The following is a 19,421-nucleotide window of genomic DNA, read 5'->3' as shown; positions in this document are numbered from 1 at the left end:
GGTTTTCCGGAGATACATCATGATAGCTTGGGCAAAGGCCCAACACGCCCCAACGGTCGCAGCGATGGTCGGTCATCCCTTGCCGCGGTCAACTGGGATATCCGCCGAAGCGGGGCACGCTGATGACGATCTCCGAGACGGAGGGCGTGCTGTACACGCGAGGTACTGTGGACTTCTACAAGACTTATCCCGGCATGTAGGTGCCGGCTCCGCTGAAGGTCACGGTGTACGAGAAAGATTCGTCGCTTGAGAGCCTCTGCAATGAGATACTGGGGCTGACCAAGATGAAGTGGAACAACACTCAGATGGACGGTCGTCTGCCGATCACGCTGGAGTGCGCGCGGAAGATCGGAGACATCATGAAATACGTCAGCCCGACTGAGAAGCCGCAGGTCAGCTATAGCTTCTACATGTAGCGATTCCGGAGGCTTCACGCGCCCCTCTTCGGCTCGGACTCCTTGCGTCCCGTCTGGATAAGATCGCGTGGGCATCCGGCAGGGTTGCAGCGTACGATACCATCGGCGGCAATAGAAACAACCGAATGCCCCCATCGAGCTAGGCTTATGAGTCACTTTGACGATCTACCGCGTCGTGACCGAAATCACGAGATCGAGGGCGAGGCGATCGCGGCCTTCCAGACGCGGCTGACCGAAAGTGGCGCTTTCATTCTGCAGGCGCCGGATCGCAAGGACTACGGGACTGACTGCCAGATCGAGGTGATGGCTGATGGGCAGGCGACCAATATCCGTGCCCACGTCCAGCTTAAGGGAACTGAGAGTGCGCTGAACGCTGACGGCTCGCTCAGTATCGAGGTGCGCCGCACTAACCTCAACTACCTGCTTATGCAGCCCTACAGCGTTTACGTGGCCTATCACGCGCCGACAGGCTCCTTGCGCATCCGCACGGCGGAAAGTGTTGCTCATCAATATGAGCATGGCGGGACCAACTGGACCCACCAGCGGTCGCTGACCGTCTCTTTCGCTGAAGAGCTGACGGTCGAGCGTCTTGGCCGCCTCGCGGATCTCGCCCGTGCCGGCGCAAAGTCATCACGTGATCGGCGCGTAGACCAAATCGGTGCGGCCTCGGCGGACCTGTCCAGTCATGTTCTGAAGTCTCCGCCGGACGTTCACGTTCCCGAGGAGCCAGTCTTGGCGCGCAAGTTGCTTGTACAACTCTACGAGAAGAATGCCGACGAGGCGATTAGCGCCGGCTTCGCTAAATTTGCGGCCGTTCTTGGCGTTGGCAGCGACGAAATGGGCATTTGCTACATGTCCGAGATCAACCTCGGCATGGACGGCATGAGCCGCCACCCAGAGCGGATCGAGGAGGCCATCAGCTTTTTCCGGACGAGGCTGGCCGACGATCATTCCCAGCGCGGCGACGTGCACTATACGATCGGAAACGCCTTCCACGCTCTCCGCAATGAGCAGGAAGCGAAGCGCGCCTTCGAAGCCGCGCTGGCGGACCCGGCGCTCGCCGCGTCACCCCAACTGGCGGCTCAAATCCACAAGAATCTTGGCTCCAGTCACGCGCTGCTCGGTGATCATGAGCACGCGGTGGATCACTACCACGAAGCTTTACGGTTGGATCCCGACCTTGCGGAGGCTCACAACGCGCTGGGCACCCACTATGTCCGCCTGGGCAAGTACGAGGACGCCTTGCGTCATCTCGACCAGGTCGTCTTCTCGGATCAAAAGCAGGGCCGGATCTCTGCGGTCACGGGCTGGCGCGCCAACGTCCTTTTCAACCTTGGCGACGGCCGTGCAGCGTTTCGCGAAATCAATGGCCTGGTGGCTCAGGCCGATCGCCACCTTTGGATTTGGCCCTGGTGTCGCCGTCTGGTCGCTGGCTTTGGTCGCGCGAGTGTGGACAACGCTCGCCAAGCCGCGCCGTTCTGGCAACGCTATGTAAGGGCGAACCCCGAAGACCCCGCCGCGAGGTGGGAGCTTCTCATGACAATGTTCTACCTGCGCGGCCGAGGGGAGAACATCGGAAAGAGCTACGGCGAGTTCCGCGAGGAATTTGATCGCCACATCGCGCACATCGACTCCGGGAACGCTGCGCTGCCTTGGGATCGTCTGGGCCACTGGGCGCAGGATGAGGAGGACTGGGCGGAGGCGGAGCGCTGTTTTCGCAGGGCCTATGAATTGGCGGGCGGCGACTACGGCTATTGCCTGGCGATTGCCCTCAAATCGCTGGAGCGGTTCGATCAGAGCGTGCCGTTGCTGCTGGAGCAGGCCCAGATCATTCAACCCGACGCCATGAGCTGGCTTCAGCTGGCTGCGGCTTACGCCAACCTCGATAGGTGGAGAGAGGCGATCGAGGCCTACGAAAAGGCGCTTGCGCTCGATCCAGACTATGCTGTTGCGATGTTCGATCTGGGTGGCGCTCACTGGAACAGCGGTGACGCGGCAACGGCAGCGAAGGTTTGGACGGCGGCGATGGAGCGCTTCCCTGACCACGAACTCAGCGCCAAGCTTCAGTGCGATTTCTCGTTCTTGTTTGGTGATCCAGCTGCCGGGCAACCCGGCGATGGCGCTCGTTAGAAGGGGAAGTCTCGCGGTGGTAACGCTCCCGACTCATGCGCGTGACTATCGCCCATTCACGCGCATCCAGCCTTCTTGGTGTGGGTCGACAGAAACGACGGCGTGGTCTCTCAGTCCGCGAGTCTCGGCGAAGCGCCTCGCTTGCTCGGCATCCTGCGTCGCGTGGACGAGCTCGCCTGCATCGTCAAAAACGCCGTGACACAGGAAGCGTCCGGGATTGTTGGGATCAATCGAACCCAAGGTCCGCTCGGCCATGTTCCAGCCTGAGAAGAAGGTTGCCGTACCGGTCCCGCCGGCGATACCGCTGCTGACCACGCCTATGACGTTGCCGGTCTCGTTGAATACCGGGCCGCCGCTCATGCCGCCCGGCCATTCGGCGGCGACTCTTATCACCGGCCAGGGGCGGCCGCGTGCCCCGTCCGCCGGCTCCACGTCCGTGATCTCGCCGAAGGATCCATACAGGTATTGGGAGATCGGTCGTTCCTCGCTGCCCTCTTCAGCATCAAGGTCCGGGAAGCCGAGTGCGAGCACGCGCTCGCCGCGCACAGGCCGCCATCGCCGCAGATCGAGCGGCCAGTACGGTGTGCCCTCGGAGGATTGCGTCGCAGGGCGGATTCTCAACACGACCAGTTCCGTCAGATTCCGAAGACGCTGCGTCTGGAACGGCGGGGCCTCGACGCCGCAGAAGGCGTACGATCCAGCCAGTGGTCGCCAAGCGTCCGCGCGTAGTCCGATCAAGCCGAACCCTGTCTCTTCGACCTCGAGCGCTGCGAGCCGCAGCCCTGGCTGAAGCACCGCCCCCGTACGGGCTTCATCAACCTCGAAGAGATCTTCTAGGACGTGGAATGCCGTGAGACAGCGGGACCATGGATCGATGCGAAAGGCCGTGCCGTGGCCGACGGGGCGGTCGTCGGATCGCCCCGGATCGAAGCTAAACAGCGGCAAGACCCTGGTGCGGATGTCTGGGGCCTGCACGAGAAAGAGCCCCCGGTCGTCCACCTCTCCGGGCCCGGGCTCGACCGGGAAGCTCACGCATCGCCTCCACACGCATCTGACTGGCTCAGCTGCAACTGGAAACGCCAAAGCGGCGGCGCCTTTTTGGCACAGCCAGCCCTGATGGGCGGCTCGCTCCATCCCGGCCCTTGTGGCGACCAACGCAGAACGATTTGTCCGTTGCGATGGATCAACGAGGTTGAAGCCATTGGACGGTCAATTCCTGATGTTGCTTGCCGTCCTCCCAGCTCAGGGTCACCCAATTCGTTGATGTTGGATACGAGATCAGGATTCGACTGGGTCGATATCTGGCACCGGCCAAGGACGGATGCTTGCTCAGATCAGGCGCTTCGAGCAGCAACTCGAAGCGAAATCCCATGATGTTAATCGCCAACGCTTTAATATCATCCTGCTCGTCCGTCAGCGGTTGGAACTGAAAGCGCGGCATGTTTTCCATGATGTTGCCGGTCTTCATGGTGCAGTACAGCCCCGCCCCTTGGGGCCAATGCCGAGGGTCGTCAAGCATGTCGAGAATTGCCTCATCCCGCGAGAACGCGCCCGACAGTCGTTCTCTTCCGCGTGCCAGGTTCCGGGACACAGCCGCTGCCTTGGCGGTTTTCAAAATCCAGCGTTCGAGGTCATGCCCGGATAGAATGGCGTGTCGCGACCCGCCGTGTTCGAGATAAGATTTGAGCGAGGCGAAGAAGTAATGTGCGGAGGCATCGAGCGGGCTCAGCGCGCTATTGTGCTTGGTACAAAGGCATTTTGCCTGAGGTGGGGCCATGATCTTCGTTTCGCCCGCTTCCAGCCACGGAACGCCTGCGATCGAGAACTCGCCGTCGCCCATCAATACGCGGCAGACAGAATCCGAAATGATGTGTTCGGCCGAGATCGGGGGAACACATGATCCCAATTCTTTCATGTAGCATTTTTCGACACGTCCCGTGGCAGGCAGTGCGCGGAGTCCAAGGACAGCGGGCGACTTGTGCCAGCCCTGCCCGTTGAAGCAACAAAGGCGCGCGGTCTTCCTCGAGCTGCACGGACACGGTCCGTTTAAGACGGCTTCCCTTTTTCGCTTTGCTTCACCCATGGCTGCACGTTGGAGTTCGGAATGGGATTGCCGCGCCCGGCAAGACGGGTTTTGAGGATGAGCTTTCCGCATAGTCAGGCTTTGCTAAGTATGACTAAGCCTTCTGAAGGAAAGCTAAACCTCCTTGAACGTACCCTACCGGAAGGCCTGTTGGTCGATGCCGGGTGGATGACGAAGCATGGCTATTCGACAGGTTTGCGCAGCCAGTATGTCTCGGCTGGCTGGCTGGTTCAGCCGACGCGAGGGACTTTCAAGCGTCCGCTGGGCACCTGACATGGCAGAAGGCCGTCATATCGCTTCAGACGCTGCTTGAATGCCGCCTGGTCGTCGGAGGGCGAACAGCGCTCGAACTGCAAGGCGTTTCGCACTACCTCCGGACTGAAGGGCCGACCGTCGTTTATCTGTATGGTCCGGATAGTCCGCCCGGATGGCTCTTGAAGCTTCCGCTCAAAGAGCGCTTCACTTTCCCTTAGAGCACAACGCGCTTCAAAGCCGATCCGGTTACGAAGGTACTCAAAAACTTCGCCTGGAACGTCCAGAACGATACCGGCGCAGCCGCCGATGAATTCCAGGCAGGCCCATTCAAGCAGATATGGGGCCAGGGCGAATGGCCGCTCACCGTCTCATCGCCCGAGCGCGCGTTGCTCGAACTGCTCGACGAGCTGCCGAATAGCGAGAGCTTCCACCAGGCTGACATGCTTGTTGAGGGCTTGCGCAACCTCAGTCCCCGCAAGCTGCAAAAGCTGCTGGACGATTGCCGAAGCGTGAAGGTCAAAAGGCTGTTCTTCTGGTTTGCCGACCGGCACAACCATTTATGGCTGAAGCAAATAGACCGTGACAAGGTCGATTTGGGGACGGGAAAGCGCATGCTGGTGAAAGGTGGAAGGCTCGATCCGAAATATTTGATCACTGTGCCGGAGGATCTCAGTGCCCCTCTGGTTGCAGGTTCGACTCAGCCTCGCCCACCAGAGCTATCATCGGGTTAGCGCAGTTCTGGCTTTGGTGAGAAACATGCCGCAACAACTACCGCGCGCAGATGCCGACCAGTGTTCTGAACGCACGCGTCATTGGGGAACGCTGCATTAAGTTCCGCCCAAGAGATCAGCGAGGCCTCGAATAATGGCAATCAAGAAGCTTATGAACATAAGCACTAGCCCAAGTGTGGTCCACACTATGTCGGCCAGCTTGGGGGACGCAATGCTCTGGCGGATTGAACCTTCGACAGACGCCTTCAACCTGCCAAGCCGTCCTGTTGCCTCGACTTGCTCGAGTTTCGATCTGCGAGCGCGCAGCCAAAAGTCTCTGAACCACGGCACGGCGATACATACTGGACTTGTGGCGCCGAGCACGTCTTTGAGAGCGTCCCACCAAGAGTACGCCATGTATCTCAGGCTCTCATCGACGGAACAGACTACACAGCCATCGGCATGTGCGCCGCTAGTTCTAGGTCATCGCTAGAGGCAGCAACGCCAAGCGTCTTGCCGCACGCAACCGAAATTCGTTCCATCAGATCCCAAGTTGGCCCCTGGGTCCCGACTCCCGATTCGATTTCGCTAATTCGAGCCTGGCTAATACCCAACTTATCCGCCAATTGTGACTGAGACAATCTGGCATCCTTGCGCATAGCCCGAACTAGTTCGCCAGCACGCATTGCCGCACTCGACAGTTCCTTTTCAGCTGCAAGGCTTGTATCAGCTCGTTCGATTCTTTCGACCAGATCAGCAAGCGAACGACCACGCCCCTTACTGCTAGCCTCAGCAACGGCTCGCACTCTAGGTTTGTGGCTTTTGTCGACTTTGAGTTTGACCATTGCAGCCTCCACTCTTCATACGAACCAAACTGAAGCTCGCGCATTCAGTATTCCGGTCTTCAAGGCGTTATAATCGCCGCCATTCCAGGAACACCCTCCAGCGTACATCGGCACGCCATGCTCAGCCGCTAGCATGAGCGTTACCGTCACATCGCCATCATCATCAATTTCGACAGCGAAGATCGCAAACTTAGCCGCCGCGGAAGCATGGAACATCTCCACGCCCCTATACGTATAGAAGGGCAACAGATCCCTGCTATCCACTGATCCGCTGTGGACTTTCTGAAGGTAGAGCAGGATCTCGCAAGCGAAATTGTGCCCAAGCTGCTCCAACTCATCAGCCGCGTCTCCCAATCCGGGATCGTCGAACGAAACAAGCATATAGGGAATTCCTTATATTTTGTCAACCCCGAATCAACGGCGAATGTTGGAAAAAGAAGCTATAAATGTAGTCGACGGCATGATGCAACTATAGCGCGCAAACTGGAACTGTGAAGACCGGGAAGCCCTCAAAATAAGGGATTTTACAGGCGAACGAAGATAACTTTCCGGCGCTCATGACGGTTTGCTCGCAGTCCTGCCTTTTACAAAGGAATCGGAATCCTAACGTTCGCTTCGCTTCTAACACCGGACCTTCAACAGCCCGCGCGGCATGATCGAAAACACCAGAACGGGACAAAAGAGAGCCCATGAATTGAGAGGCCCTGTAGAAGAAGATCATGAGTCGCTGCACTTGCGGTGCGAGCTGCACCACGACGTGCGGCACGCAGGCCGGATCGGGCGCGAAGTAAGCGCACAGCCGTCCGGTCGGCAGTTGGCCAGCGTTATGGTCAGCCGCGAGGTGTTCGGCGAGTTCGGCCTCGCAGCCGCGCTCGTGCGCCAGAGCGAGCAGATCGACTTTCCTGTCCGGCAGCCGTGGGCGCAAGCAATCGAAAGTTCGGCCATAGGCATCGCGCGGGAACAGCCGATCACGGTGGACGAGATTGAGCAGTGCCATTGGCTTGCGTCGCAAGGAATGGATCACGTGCCAACAATCGACGACCTGATCGTGCTTGCCGTTGGGATGCGGCCGCCCACGCGGCAGGGTGACGAGATGGGTGCCGCCGACGAACACGTCGAGACGATCGTCGTAAAGGCGCACCCGCAGTTGGTGCCCGATCAAACGCGACGGCACGGTGTAGAACACCTTGCGCAAGGTGAAGCCGCCGCTTGACGTCACGCGGACAATCACCTCCTCATAGTCCGAGGTGCGGCGATCTGGCAACGCCTGCACGGCGGCGCGTTCGTGGTCGATCCGATTGGCGTTGCGGGCATTGCGGCGGCTGACGATCTCGTCGATGAAGCCGCGATAGGCGGCGAGATCATCGAATTCGGCAGTGCTGCGCAACAGCAGCGTATCGGCGATCGTCCGCTGGGGATGGCCATGCGAGCTCTCGGGAAGGCCGCATGCCGTGGTGGACGCAGAGGTCCTCGTACCGTCGGGTCAGATCGTCCCTCGCATTGCGATCGAGATTGCAGAAGGCGGCCGACAGGCTGTCGGTCCGATGCTCCCGCGGTGCCCCACCGAGCGACCACAGGGCATTCTGCAGCCCTTCGGCCAATGCGACGAAGCTCTCGCCACCGAGTACGACATGGGCGTGTTCAAACCCGCAATAGGCCAACCGGAAGTGATACAGGCAATGATCGAGCGGCACGCCAGCGATGGCGACCCCAAGCTCGCCCATATCGGTGAAGTCGGACAGGCCGACCTGGCCCACTTGCCGCCATCTCAGAGGTAAGGCCTGCCTGATGCTCAACAGGACCTCGGACGGCGTATAGTTTTGCACCGTCTTCAGCACCCCATAGACCGGACGTCCGTTCGAGACCTATTGCCGGGCTGCTGCTCGCCATCCTTCCGACGCTCAAATCAAAGCCCGGCGACAGACCCGGCCCACTTCATGGGTCTGGCGGAAGATGACCTCCTGCTCCTCGCCGTGGATCGCCCGCCAGGCGCGGATCCGGCGCTCGAGCGTGCGGCGGATTCTAGCCCCCAGCTCAGGATGGTGTCGGAGCATCTCCTCGAAGATGGCCACGGGCCGCATGCCGGGAGCAGCCTTCAGCATCGGCACGACCTCCAGGACGAAGACGTTGGCCTGGCCGGCGCCTTTGCCGCTGTGACTTCTTTTGCGACGGAAGACGCAGATCCTTTTCGAGCCGATAAGCGGTCGACGAACTGAACGACACCTTCGCGGCCGCCACTGGTGGCGAATTGGTTTGACGGAACTTCATGTAGCGCCTCATCTGGTGATCGGTGACATGGCAGCCTGGCAACGGGTGATTCCTCTTTGGCGAGAACAACCATCCATCACCGGCCAGCCGCGATCACCAGACGGCGCGGTCCGCTCGGACCGAGCGCGACATTCGGCGCGCTCGAATGCCCACAAGTTGTGCGACCGGCTTCCTTCGCTCCCCTGGCTAGGGAGCAAAATAGATGAGGCAACAATAGGTCTATTGGGAACATCGCTACATGCGGCAATACGCACTTCCATCCTGATTGCCGCGCCGCACTCCAACGGCAGCCCGGTACAGGATTGATCCATCATTCCGATCGCGGCGAGCAGGGCGGATGCAAACGGTCGTTGCAACACCAGTTACTTTCACTCATGACAGTAGATCCTCAAGCGCCTCCGCCGGCGTTTTCCAGCCCAGTGTCTTTCTCGTCGGGCATTGAGGGCCGCTGCCACAGCGGACCTCCTCAGCGCTGTGGATGCACAGGTCTGCACCTTTCGGGAAGTACTGCCGCAGCAACCCCTTGGTGTTATCATTAGTGCCGCGCTGCCAAGGGCTTTGCGGGGCGCAGAAGTAGACCTGGACACCCGCATCGATCTTGAGACGATCGTGCTGAGCCATTTCGGCTCCCTGATCCCAGGTAAGCGAGCGACGCAGCTCTTCGGGTAGCCGGCGCCTTCTATCTCATCTGCTCGGCATCAAGGCCTGGAGGGAAGCCCGCGTTTCCGCACCGACCCAAGTCCGGACGACCGGCGCCCGCCGCGTTGCGCGAAGGCATCGTCGTTGAGGCGCTGAATCCGAAAACAGCCGCCTTCTTCCTGGCCTTGTTCCGCAGTGCGTCGACACGACGACTAACGCGGCTCTGCAGTTTGGAATGCTCGGCACTATCTCCGTCGCCCTAAAGCGGTGTCGATCTGATCGTGACACGCTGGGCGGCCAAAGCAAGGAATGGGCTCGCCGGGCGACCCACGTTCATCGCGAGAACGAGACAGGTCTCCGGGGGCCGTAATGTGCTGATTGGGAACCGCGCTACTGGCACGGGCGCTGGTCGTGTGCAGTGCGGCAAAGTTCATCAGTTAACATTCGTGAATCCCAAAATGGAAACACTTGCGCTAAGATCGGGCTTTCCGAGGGGCGTACCATGTTTGAACAAGCGACAACCGCTCTATTGCGAGCGGTACTCGACGAGGTTTGCGAAAACCTACCTCGCGACGAGACCGGCGCTCGCACCCACGTGGCCTGCAAGATCCTGGAAGCCGCAAAAACCGGCGAAACGACACCGGACGAGCTGCGGCAGATCGGCCGGAAAGCCCTGACACAAGCGCCGAGCATGTGGCGTTGATCGGGCGAGGTGCGGGGTGAATTTCCAGGTGACGGTTTTGAAGATCCTGGTGAGTTACCCGGAAGGATTCGCGGTAATGGCGAACCTCAAGCGCGACATGGCCATCCTCGCCACCAGCGGCCCGGAATGGGCCGAGCGCACCAAGCGACTGGGCGCGCGCGTGCCGGGGCTCGACATTTTTTCGGACGGCCTCATTGAGCGTCAAAATGGCGGCTGGAGGATTACTGTCAAAGGGCGAGCCGTGCTCGAATCCATGGAGGCGCGTCGAAGCGAGCACCACGCATTTGAGAAGGCCTCAATGGAAACGGCAGGCCCGCCGGTTCCAGCGTTGCCGCAGCCAATGGAGCCAGCGAAGCTGCGACGCGAACGTCGCCAGTGTCGCCGCGAAGCCCGCGAACGCGCGCGAGCGCATGCATCTTAAGGAACAGCCGCCGAGTTTTCCGAGCGGCTCTGAAAGTCACTACTCGGGCGCTCAAGGATATAGGTCTGCGACTCGTGTCAGTCGTCGCGCCGTTGGCTGCATCAGTAGCGGCGAGATTGTTAGGGATGCGAAATCAAATGATCAATCAAGTTATTGATTCCCGCGGCAAAGATTCCGTAGCCTCCACAGGGCCCGGCAGGCGCCGCCGCTCATTGACCAAAGAGCAGGTAGCTTTGTTCGATGCCGCGGTGATCCCGCGTCTCCTCGGTCAGCTCGGCGATAGCCGCCCATCGCCGCCGCTCGCTTGAGCGCGGCGACGTCGATGGGCTGGGTCTCATCGGCAAAGGGCCAGACCCAGAGCGCATCTTCGGGACAACATAGCTCGCAAAGGAAGCAGGTTTGGCAGTCCTCCTGGCCGGCACTGACCGGAATTCCGTCCGTCTTGTCAAAGACGTTGGTCGAGCACAGGTTGACACAGATGTCACACCATGTGCAGCGCTCAATATGGATGACCTCGATCGATGACCTCAATCATTCCGCGGCTCCGATAGCGTGGGGCCGGACCGAGGTCCAGACATCGTCCAGACCGCCTGTCGTCACGTAATGACGCTTTTCGACATCCTGGTCGGGAAAATCGTCGCGGCGGTGCATACGGCGGCTTTCTTCACGCGCCAGCGCGCTGCGATACATCCACCTGGCGGTCGCCAGCATGGCCGTGCGTCGCGACCTCCAACACATCGGCTGCGTTCGCCGCATCCGCCTGCGAAACCCTGAGCCACGCGACGTCGAGGCGCGCCAGTGCTCGATCCAGGCGTGACGCATCCCGGAGGTAGTTCAATTCATATGGAAAGAACCGCTCTAGCGAGCGCCGCTGGTTCGAACGCGCGCGGCGACCGATTACGAAGGACGACGGTGCCCGCAGGTGACAGCTTTCGCTTGATGGTCGTACCAAGCTGCCTGGCGTAATCGGCAGCGCCCTCCCCTGCCCAGCTTCCCGACGATACGGCCCAAGTGGCATTGTGGCTGCCGCCACCGGTAAAACCGCCGCAGATCAACTCGCGCGTCGCTGCGCTGCCTGCGGCATAGAGCCCCGGTACGTTGGTCGCACAACTGTCGTCAGAGATGCAAAGCCGCCGGTGCCGCGGACGGTGCCTTCGAGCCTAAGCACGATTGGAAAACGATCCGTAAACGGGTCGATGCCGGCGCGATCGAACGGCAGGAAAAAGTTCGGCCGCGATGCGCGCACCTGGCGCTGTACGTCATCGTCAGCCTTGTCGAGCCGCGCATAGACCGCGCCCTCGAGCAGCGCGCGGGCGATGGCCAAGCGCCCACCCTTCGACGCCGCACCGGGACAACACTGCCGTCTTGTGAATGTCGCCCAACCGTAGAACAGCGTCTTGGTTACCGAACCGAAGGCCGGCGAGATTACATATGGAGCACTCCATGCTGCTGAATTCAGCGTCGACCTGCGCGGCCATCAAATAGCCATCGCCGGTCAGAACATTCGATCCCAGGATCTTGCTAAGGAGCGCACAGCCGCCGGTCGCAATTGCGACCGCCTCGGCGCGCACGGTCCAGCGATCATGCTTCTGGCGGCGCAGCCCGATGGCGCCTGCAACGGCGCCATTGTCGTCGACGATCAGTTCGAGCGCAGGACTATGATCTAAAATGGTGACGCCAGCCTGCTTGGTCCACTTGCGCATCAGCCGCATGTATTCGACCCCTGCAGCGACGTACGCTGCGACTTGCCCGGGCCATCGGTGGGATAAGGATAGCCCCAATCGGCGAGCCGATTGCTCTGTTGGTAGGCCTGGTCGAGGACGCGTTCCATCCAGCGGCGATCCTGGAGCTGTCCGCCAAGCTTGTCGCGATTGGCCATCGCGATTTCGCGAAGCGCCGGATCCGGATCGCGTACCGAGGCCCGTGCCGGCCGGAGCCTTGAACCCGGCGTGCCGCAAAAACCCTTGGCGGCGAGCACAACGGGCGCCGCTTTCAGCCGCAGTCACGGCCGCCCAAGTGCCCGCAGGTCCGCCGCCGAGGACCAGCACCTCCCCATCGAATTCAACCGATCCCGCCGGGACGGACGCCCGCTCGGCGCGGTGGGATTGGCTTGCGCATTGTTGACGGCAGCTATCTGGAGATCGGAAACCTTGACGCCTTTGGGATACTTCTTTTCGTCCAGCTCGGCGCGCACCTTGAGGCCGGCATCTGCTGTCGTCGCGATCAGCTGGACGATCGTGCGATAGCTACGCAGTGGCTTTCCCCGCCAGTTAATGGTGATGAAGGAGAAGAGACGATGCTCGATCTTGTTCCACTTGCTGGTGCCGGGCGGCAGGTGGCAAACCGTGATCGGCGACTGAGCTCGTCCGCCAGTTTTTGAAGCTCGACCTTCCACAGGCGCACACGAGACCCGTTGCTGCCGCCGCCGTCGGCCGTGTGATCAGGCGTTTGGCTGTCGGATGACGCTTCTTGCCCATCGTCCGCCACCATTGGCGGATCGCATTGACCGTGAAGCTGGCGGTGTCGTGGTCCGTGCCGACGCTGACCCAGCCGACATTATTGGTGATGTCGTACACGCCGTACGGCACGGCGCGGCTCAGCTTGGGATCGATAAAGTCATGAATGTTGACAAACTCAGGCCTGCCTTGGCGACGCCATTCCCGGCCGTTGTTCTTGAAACTGCCTGCCAATTCCTTCTTCTCCGTGTCGAGCGATATGACCGGTTCGTTCGCCGCCAGGACCGTTGTGGCCTGCGTCTTGATGTATTGAAACTGCGCGTCGCGATCGATGTGCTGGCCGCCTTCTCGTGTCTTGTTGTTCGCTTGCAGGCTGTAACCCATGCCGCGCAGCAGCTTGCTGACACCGTCGGGCAAACCTTATGACCCTCCTTCGCCAGCTCGGTCACCAGGCTGCGGGTCGTCCACAACAATGGCTGCATCGGATCGCCCCGCGTCACCGGTTCGACCAGGCGCTTGAGATCGGCCGCGAGGGTTGGATCCGGGGACGACTTCTTCTTGTGCCCCCCGCCCGCCTTACGGACATGTCCAGCCGGAACCGCCAGTTGTCGCCAATGTCAGTCCGTGATAAATCATCGACCGCGCCAATCCGCTGATGCCGGACATCAAGCTGACCCCGCCGTGTCCGAGCGCTTTCGCCTCCAGGGCGACAAAGCGCCCGAGGCTCTGTTCATTCAGAACAGGGGCCATCTCCCGATAGCGCTTCCGCGCGGCGTGCGCCTGAGCGGCTCGAATCATCCCACGACCCTACGTCGCGCGACTCATCATTCTGAATCCTGCGCAAAAAATCCTCGCCATCTGTGGCAATTATGACTCAGATGGACGGGCCCTTATTGTCGACGACGAACACCTTGACGCCGTCGCGCTCGATCATGCTGTGGTCTCGTCGGCCTCAGGCTCATCCGGTATTTGAACTCGTCGCAGCCACCGGCCTCGACCATGATGCGCAGCCCGCTCGTCGGCTGCGCCGAAGCCGAGATCGCGCTCTTAAGCGCATTTACTGCGCTATCCGTCAGATTGATCATGGCTATCCTTTTTGCCTGGGTCGTTTGCATAAGAACTGGCAAGTCGGATGCAAGCGCCCGAGCTTGACATTGCTCACCCTTTCAAGATCGCGTCTGTTGGCTTTGCGACGCGTGTAGGGTTGCTGACAAAGGTCTTCGAGGGATTGCGGCGGCTTTGCGTGTCTTCTTTATGGATTCCGCCGCTAAAGCGTAAGGAACGCGGGGGCAAGCAACTTGCATAGCGTGTCTAAGCCGGCCGAAGTGTCCGGTGATTAGCTTAGATCGGAGCGCACTTTCATGACGAACACTGCCGAACAACTAGAACACGCACCGGGAATCTTTGTGGACAAGATCCGCGCAGGCGGCGCGTCCATTCAGCTTGTTTTACACAATGACGGCAACACGACTCTCGGTTTCGTGGTACGCCTGCTGCGCGAGGTATTCGACAAACAGGAGCGGGATGCCATTGCGCTCGCCAAACTCGTCTTGGAGCAGGGCAAGGCCGTCTGCGGACGCTATCCTCCCTCAGTCGCAAGGGCGCTCCTCGAGGCGGCGCAAGAGCGTATCCGAGCTGAAGGATGTCGCCTGCAGATCACGGGCGAAGCCGGGGGCGAAGCGGACGGCCGCGACCTGTCCGACGTGCAGTTCGAATATGCCTTCGAAGCGCTTGAGTGGCACTTCACCAATATACCGCCGAGCGAACTCGCCACTACTGTGCGGCAATTCCCAGGCCACATGCAGGCCGATGTTCAGGTCGCGATCGATGAGCTATTCGCCGATCCGGTCCGCTTCTTCGGCGCCTATGAAGAACATAGGTACGAGACGCTTTCATTCGCTCGGATGAAGCGGCGTGGACGGGATGCGATTTCGCTGGTGCCGCCGCAATATCACCAGGTCGATACTGGCGAGACGGCGCCGGTCAAATGCCTGTACAATGGATTGTGGCTTTGCCGGGCGAACGAATTTCTCTATGCCGTCGTGCTCTCTACTGAGCTCGAGTTCAAGCAAGAGGCGAAGATCCGGATTGAAATCGTTGCCCCTGCGGGGTCTGGCGGCGAAGCCTTTGTTCAGCGCAGCTTTGACGAACTGGAACGGGCGGTACACGCGGCACGTTCTTATCGCGGCAAGATCCTCTCATTCGAGAAAGGTGCGGATTACAGCGGCCGCTCAAGAGGCATCATGGTGCATCGATTGGCACCAGTGAGGCGCGAGGACGTGATCCTGCGGGAACAGGCTATCAAATTGCTCGATCGCAACGTGTTGAGTTTTGTCGCCACGCGCGACGCACTCCGCCGATTCGGCCAGTCGACCCGCAAGGGCATCCTGCTCTATGGCCCGCCCGGCACCGGTAAGACGCACACCATCCGCTATCTCGCCACCAACCTACCTGGACACACCACGCTAATCATCACCGCCGAAGAGGTCGGTGAGCTGAGCGCCTATATGGCGCTCGCGCGCCTGCTGCAGCCTACCATGGTGGTGATCGAGGATGTCGATCTGATCGCCAGCAAGCGCGACCAATTGGCAACATGTGAGGAGGCCGCGCTGAACAAGCTCCTAAATGAGATGGACGGCTTGAAGCAAGACGCTGACATCCTCTTCGTGCTCACCACCAACCGCCCCGAGCAACTCGAGGGCGCCCTGGCCGGTCGCCCCGGCCGCATCGACCAGGCGATCGAGATGCCGCTGCCTGATACGACCGGCCGCGACAAGCTGATCCGGCTTTACGGCATGGGCCTGCCGCTTGAGGCGGAGATCGTAGCCGAGACGGTGCGCCGCACTGAGGGCGTCAGCGCCGCTTTCATTAAGGAGCTGATGCGACGCATTGCGCAATCCTGCATCGCTCGTGACGGCGGAAACTCAGTGACCACAGCTGACATCGAGGAGGCGCTCGACGACATGCTGTTCACCGGCGGCCGCCTCAACGTGAAGCTCTTGGGTGGGGCCGGAGCGATGGCTGCGGGGTCTGAATGAAGGCGAAGGGAGGAAGATCACCCGCCAAGGGCTGCGCCAACTCCCGCATGCGCCGGGTGTCGACGACGCGTCTATGATTGATGAGCAGCGAGGCGGTTCGTGAACGCGAACCGCCTCGACAATCGCCGCCAACCATGTTCCATGCCGGCCTGTCCCCTACACGGGCTTCGATATCACGAAGGCAACGCGGCGCCACAGCCGATATACAATGAGCAGAGCATATGCGGTAGCATGGAACACTTATCGGAAGAGCAGGCTGGAATGGCGCACTTGTCGGACGATCAATTGGAGTTTCGCCATCCGTCAAGGAACGAGAACGGCTGCGGGATTGCCGGCGAAAAGTCCCTCTTCCGAAGCATAGTGCGTGGCTAATGGTATTGGGGTTTGTCTCTCGATTCGTTCGCGGTCGTTGTGGGAATTTTCGCGCCACTGCTTCTGGCGGACGAATGCTCTGATGCGTCAGCGCCTTTGCTGCCTGCCGCCAAACACCTTCTCATGACCGGGTGTAAATTTAGAAAGGCGATCGCTCGTCCTTCTCCCAGCGGGAACGACGCACCTGATACTCGTCTGTCGTGAAGACGACACCCTCCACATGGTGCACGTTAACGCTGTCCGGCATCACGCGAAGGCTTGGCTCCCGCGGATCGGAATCGACTCGTGCTCCTGCCAACGCCGGCATGGCATCGAAGTCGGGCCATGCTGGCGATTTTACCTTTTCCTCATCAACCTTTGGCGCCGGCGGCACCTCCTCGAAACCGAGTAATCGACTTCCCAGCCCCCTCCCCGGTACTTTGCCCCGTCCTGGCTCTGATCTCGGTCCCGCTTGGAATTTCCATCGCCTCAACGCGCGCAGCCTTTTGGAATAGGACGATTTTGAGCACGTCTCCGGCGACCTGAACCGACGGGAAAATAATGCCATCGATGGGCACCGAGGATTCGGTTGCGAGAAAATCGGAGATGGCTTGAGTTGCCAGATACTCGAAAGGCTCGTCGTCGGGCATGACTGGCTGGGTGATACGGCTGCTCAGAGATTTCAGAAATTGCGCTCGTTCCAGCCGGCGCGCAAAATCGACGTCAAAGATGCTTCCGCGCATCTGGACATTCTTGAGCGCCGTCAGATCTATCAGCCGGAGCTTTCGGATGATGTCGAATTGCGCCACGGCAACCTTGCTTCCAACCGGAGGCCGCACCTCGGCGATGGCGGCCTTCGGATCGTTGGCGCCGTAGAACACGGAAATGCCCCGCGCGTTCATGCGACCTGCCGCAGCCAGCAGCGTCGGCGGCGACTCGAGCTGGAGGACGGGCCGATACAACGTCGCCTCGAGTTTGTCGTCGGACTGGAAGACCCGGGCGCGAGAGAGTGTATGGAAACCGTTCCCGGCCCCGCATCTACGACAAGCGGCTGCCCCTGCCGCGTCCTTAAAGCATCGCCCCCGTCGAAGATTGCCGCCAGATGCGCAGCTGCAGTACGGCTGAAAAAGCGCGCCTCGGTCTTGAGAGAATTCTCGAACCGACGCCATTCCTCGTGCCATGCATCGTCGCTGACCTTTTTCTCCTCGTAATAGCTGATAGCTCGCGAACTCCGTCTCCTCCCCCATCGCCACGCTGTCGAAATCGCTATGCTCCTCCTCCAGGATTGACTGGATATCGTGGGTAGCTTCTTCAGGGATTTCGGCCGCGTTTTGAATGGCGTACACGACATCATCGCCATGTCGATTCCATTCGTAACTCAGCTCCTTGTCGCGCTGGAGCATATGTTCGTAGTCGTTCGGTTGATCTGACGTTCTATAGTAGTGCTGCTCGAACGCAGTCGCCACACGCTCGGCCATCTTGTCAAGGCTGAAGGTGCGACGCGTCTTTTCGCAATAGCTGCACCTGGCGCGCCCTTTGCGCGAACTTCATCGCTCAGATACGGCTCGCCAATGCAGACGTAGCATATGTGCTTCGCTTTGAGGTCGCCACTATCTACGGAATGCACGATATTTCCCACCTTATTCCGCCATCGCCCCCTTCCAAGTCGCTGCCTCAGAGGCAGTCTGGCCCCGTCAGCAACCCTTGACTCACTTGATCTCGGTGCAGATTCGTCAAGCGCTGCGATACGCTGCTGGCATTGCGTCAAGCTGAAGAGAGTATCTCCGGGAACAACGCCAGCGCGATCTTTCCTGACACGCTTTGGCGATCGTCTTGCGGCACTGTGTGTGCTTTGGCGATCTTGTTTCAAGGACAGCATCCCTGTTGGTCAGTTGCGCGAAGGTGCGAATGAGGCGCACATAGCGCTGCCGTCGCTCGACATTGAGGAAGGAGTTCAGCACCTCGACAAGATTCTGCTGCCGCGACCCTACAGGTCGACCGTCGACCAGCGACAGCATGCAGTTGATCAATGCATCCACGTCTCGCGCATGCAGTTCGTTGACATCGCCCCCCCCGAATCGCCACTTTGGCGACGAGTTCGCCAAACAGGATCTCACGCTCCTTCCATTTCGTACCTTTTCCTCCGAGCGCGCCGCGCCAGCGCGATAGAAAATCATGATGCCAAGGCGGCCTCGACGGAACCGCGTTTGCGCGCCCTCCCTCGATCCAATTGAGGTCGGAAATCGTGACCAATTTCGCGTGCCACCCGTCTCCATCCAGCCAGAAAGCGCGCAAGATTACTTCTCGCCGCTGTCTGGACAGGCCTATCGTTTCATCGTCCATTGAAAACAGGTTCTTGTCGTGGGAGTAGAAAATGTCCTCAAATGAACTGAGTAATCGGCCGCTCGTGGATGGCTCAAATCTCCAGGTGAGCCAAATCAGGCGAATGGACGCGTTCTCATAGAAATCTTCGCGTTGCAGATGATGGGGATTTGCGTAGTTGCAAGTTGAACCTCCACGACGAGTGGCATGCCATCATAGATCGCGCGTACGTCCGGCCGCCGTCGTCCATTCTCTAGGACGAGATACTCATCGACAAGGACGCTTCCTGCGGTCGTGCGCGGATTCTTTGGTCAATAACTCACCGATCATATGTTTGATTTTTTTTAGCATGCAACGGGCTTTCCTGCGCTCCTCAAATTGCTGCGCGCTAACGATATCGACGCTGGCCGGCGTCCCCGTCCACCAGGGACAAAGTTGTGGGGGTACCTGGGTGCTGTTTCCAGTAGGACTGGCCGGTCCGGCCTTCGCGCGGAGCATAGACGGCATGTCCGCATGTCGCGCAGACGAAACGCGCCTTCCTGTCAAGCCGCGCGCGTGTCGCCGCGCGACGGAGAACCTGCTAATCGTCCTTGCTCATCGCTATGAGCGCATCACTCTTGATGCTGTGCATCGATGCAAGGTCAACCACTCTCTTGAGCGTCCTTCGGAGAATCGCCTCGACCATCTACCGAATCTCCCTTCCTCCGGCGTGATCATTGAGCATTTGCGGGATCGCGTGCTATTGAAAATCGCCTCGGTCTCAAGGAAGTCCGAGCCGACGGCA

General features: G+C 60.0%; 15 protein-coding genes and 6 pseudogenes. 6 read left to right on the top strand and 15 right to left on the bottom strand.

Annotation, left to right across the window (positions count from 1 at the left end; all coding sequences use genetic code 11):
* Positions 1–224: 224 nt before the first annotated feature.
* Both QSV46_RS14360 and QSV46_RS14355 read left to right on the top strand, forming a co-directional pair.
* Positions 225–416: a hypothetical protein gene (locus QSV46_RS14360; protein WP_314951958.1), complete on the top strand. Its 192-nt coding sequence runs from the start codon at positions 225–227 to the stop codon at positions 414–416.
* Positions 417–563: 147 nt separating this feature from the next.
* Positions 564–2,546 carry a tetratricopeptide repeat protein gene (locus QSV46_RS14355; RefSeq protein ID WP_314951957.1) on the top strand — a complete coding sequence of 661 codons (1,983 nt, stop codon included), beginning with the start codon at positions 564–566 and terminating at the stop codon, positions 2,544–2,546.
* Between the two features lie 45 nt (positions 2,547–2,591).
* On the opposite strand, the gene QSV46_RS14350 is transcribed toward QSV46_RS14355, so the two are convergent.
* Together QSV46_RS14350 and QSV46_RS14345 are read right to left on the bottom strand one after the other, a co-directional pair.
* Positions 2,592–3,578 carry a serine protease gene (locus tag QSV46_RS14350; RefSeq protein ID WP_314951955.1) on the bottom strand — a complete coding sequence of 329 codons (987 nt, stop codon included), beginning with the start codon at positions 3,576–3,578 and terminating at the stop codon, positions 2,592–2,594.
* A 151-nt stretch (positions 3,579–3,729) separates the two neighbouring features.
* On the bottom strand, positions 3,730–4,461 hold the full coding sequence (locus tag QSV46_RS14345; protein ID WP_314951954.1) for a hypothetical protein: 732 nt from the start codon (positions 4,459–4,461) through the stop codon (positions 3,730–3,732).
* A 258-nt stretch (positions 4,462–4,719) separates the two neighbouring features.
* Between QSV46_RS14345 and QSV46_RS14340 the strand changes: the two are divergent.
* A pseudogene (locus QSV46_RS14340) lies at positions 4,720–5,615 on the top strand (type IV toxin-antitoxin system AbiEi family antitoxin domain-containing protein).
* 425 nt (positions 5,616–6,040) lie between these two features.
* On the opposite strand, the gene QSV46_RS14335 reads toward QSV46_RS14340, so the two are convergent.
* The 5 genes and pseudogenes from QSV46_RS14335 to QSV46_RS14315 form a co-directional block, all read right to left on the bottom strand.
* A complete protein-coding gene (locus QSV46_RS14335; protein WP_314951951.1) occupies positions 6,041–6,439 on the bottom strand; it encodes a helix-turn-helix transcriptional regulator in 399 nt (132 codons plus the stop codon).
* Between the two features lie 15 nt (positions 6,440–6,454).
* Positions 6,455–6,820, bottom strand: coding sequence for a hypothetical protein (locus tag QSV46_RS14330; protein WP_314951948.1), 366 nt, complete (start codon positions 6,818–6,820; stop codon positions 6,455–6,457).
* A 355-nt stretch (positions 6,821–7,175) separates the two neighbouring features.
* A pseudogene (locus QSV46_RS14325) lies at positions 7,176–8,196 on the bottom strand (Mu transposase domain-containing protein); the annotation flags it as partial.
* A gap of 168 nt (positions 8,197–8,364) precedes the next feature.
* Positions 8,365–8,784: pseudogene (locus QSV46_RS14320) on the bottom strand (IS21 family transposase); the annotation flags it as partial.
* A gap of 295 nt (positions 8,785–9,079) precedes the next feature.
* Positions 9,080–9,379 (bottom strand): annotated as a pseudogene (locus QSV46_RS14315) (IS30 family transposase); the annotation flags it as partial.
* A gap of 469 nt (positions 9,380–9,848) precedes the next feature.
* Between QSV46_RS14315 and QSV46_RS14310 the strand changes: the two are divergent.
* A complete protein-coding gene (locus QSV46_RS14310; RefSeq protein WP_314951945.1) occupies positions 9,849–10,049 on the top strand; it encodes a hypothetical protein in 201 nt (66 codons plus the stop codon).
* 16 nt (positions 10,050–10,065) lie between these two features.
* Complete coding sequence (locus QSV46_RS14305) at positions 10,066–10,470, top strand: hypothetical protein (RefSeq protein WP_314951943.1); 405 nt, start codon at positions 10,066–10,068, stop codon at positions 10,468–10,470.
* Positions 10,471–11,001: 531 nt separating this feature from the next.
* Here QSV46_RS14305 and QSV46_RS14295 read toward each other — a convergent pair.
* The 6 genes and pseudogenes from QSV46_RS14295 to QSV46_RS14270 all read right to left on the bottom strand — a co-directional run.
* Positions 11,002–11,181: a hypothetical protein gene (locus tag QSV46_RS14295; RefSeq protein WP_314951940.1), complete on the bottom strand. Its 180-nt coding sequence runs from the start codon at positions 11,179–11,181 to the stop codon at positions 11,002–11,004.
* Positions 11,182–11,521: 340 nt separating this feature from the next.
* A complete protein-coding gene (locus tag QSV46_RS14290; protein ID WP_314951937.1) occupies positions 11,522–11,794 on the bottom strand; it encodes a hypothetical protein in 273 nt (90 codons plus the stop codon).
* Positions 11,736–12,251, bottom strand: a complete 516-nt coding sequence (locus QSV46_RS41420; RefSeq protein WP_409997171.1) for an FAD-binding protein — start codon at positions 12,249–12,251, stop codon at positions 11,736–11,738. The genes QSV46_RS14290 and QSV46_RS41420 overlap by 59 nt, the downstream gene beginning before the upstream one ends.
* The gene (locus QSV46_RS14280; RefSeq protein WP_314951934.1) at positions 12,173–12,448 is read right to left on the bottom strand and encodes a hypothetical protein; all 276 of its coding nucleotides are present in this window, start codon (positions 12,446–12,448) and stop codon (positions 12,173–12,175) included. The genes QSV46_RS41420 and QSV46_RS14280 overlap by 79 nt, the downstream gene beginning before the upstream one ends.
* Before the next feature lie 24 nt (positions 12,449–12,472).
* A pseudogene (locus QSV46_RS14275) lies at positions 12,473–13,724 on the bottom strand (ISAzo13 family transposase).
* A 103-nt stretch (positions 13,725–13,827) separates the two neighbouring features.
* Positions 13,828–14,011 (bottom strand): annotated as a pseudogene (locus QSV46_RS14270) (HesB/IscA family protein); the annotation flags it as partial.
* Positions 14,012–14,287: 276 nt separating this feature from the next.
* Between QSV46_RS14270 and QSV46_RS14265 the strand changes: the two are divergent.
* Positions 14,288–15,964, top strand: coding sequence for an ATP-dependent Clp protease adaptor ClpS (locus tag QSV46_RS14265; RefSeq protein WP_314951931.1), 1,677 nt, complete (start codon positions 14,288–14,290; stop codon positions 15,962–15,964).
* Positions 15,965–16,686: 722 nt separating this feature from the next.
* On the opposite strand, the gene QSV46_RS14260 is transcribed toward QSV46_RS14265, so the two are convergent.
* Both QSV46_RS14260 and QSV46_RS14255 read right to left on the bottom strand, forming a co-directional pair.
* The gene (locus QSV46_RS14260; protein ID WP_314951929.1) at positions 16,687–17,793 is read right to left on the bottom strand and encodes an RES family NAD+ phosphorylase; all 1,107 of its coding nucleotides are present in this window, start codon (positions 17,791–17,793) and stop codon (positions 16,687–16,689) included.
* Positions 17,794–18,048: 255 nt separating this feature from the next.
* Complete coding sequence (locus QSV46_RS14255; RefSeq protein ID WP_314951926.1) at positions 18,049–18,354, bottom strand: hypothetical protein; 306 nt, start codon at positions 18,352–18,354, stop codon at positions 18,049–18,051.
* Positions 18,355–19,421: the final 1,067 nt, after the last annotated feature.

It is taken from the genome of Bradyrhizobium cosmicum (assembly GCF_032290525.1).
Classification (GTDB): domain Bacteria; phylum Pseudomonadota; class Alphaproteobacteria; order Rhizobiales; family Xanthobacteraceae; genus Bradyrhizobium; species Bradyrhizobium cosmicum_A.
Note: the sequence above shows the minus strand (reverse complement) of the source record. Positions and strands in the feature narration are given on the sequence as shown.

Bases quoted from the DNA above. Each gene is read 5' to 3' on its own strand.
- QSV46_RS14355 (WP_314951957.1), top strand. From the start codon at position 564: ATGAGTCACTTTGACGATCTACCGCGTCGTGACCGAAATCACGAGATC.
- QSV46_RS14345 (WP_314951954.1), bottom strand. From the start codon at position 4,461: ATGAAAGAATTGGGATCATGTGTTCCCCCGATCTCGGCCGAACACATC.
- QSV46_RS14335 (WP_314951951.1), bottom strand. From the start codon at position 6,439: ATGGTCAAACTCAAAGTCGACAAAAGCCACAAACCTAGAGTGCGAGCC.
- QSV46_RS14330 (WP_314951948.1), bottom strand. From the start codon at position 6,820: ATGCTTGTTTCGTTCGACGATCCCGGATTGGGAGACGCGGCTGATGAG.
- QSV46_RS14310 (WP_314951945.1), top strand. From the start codon at position 9,849: ATGTTTGAACAAGCGACAACCGCTCTATTGCGAGCGGTACTCGACGAG.
- QSV46_RS14295 (WP_314951940.1), bottom strand. From the start codon at position 11,181: ATGCTGGCGACCGCCAGGTGGATGTATCGCAGCGCGCTGGCGCGTGAA.
- QSV46_RS14265 (WP_314951931.1), top strand. From the start codon at position 14,288: ATGACGAACACTGCCGAACAACTAGAACACGCACCGGGAATCTTTGTG.
- QSV46_RS14260 (WP_314951929.1), bottom strand. From the start codon at position 17,793: ATGGCCGAGCGTGTGGCGACTGCGTTCGAGCAGCACTACTATAGAACG.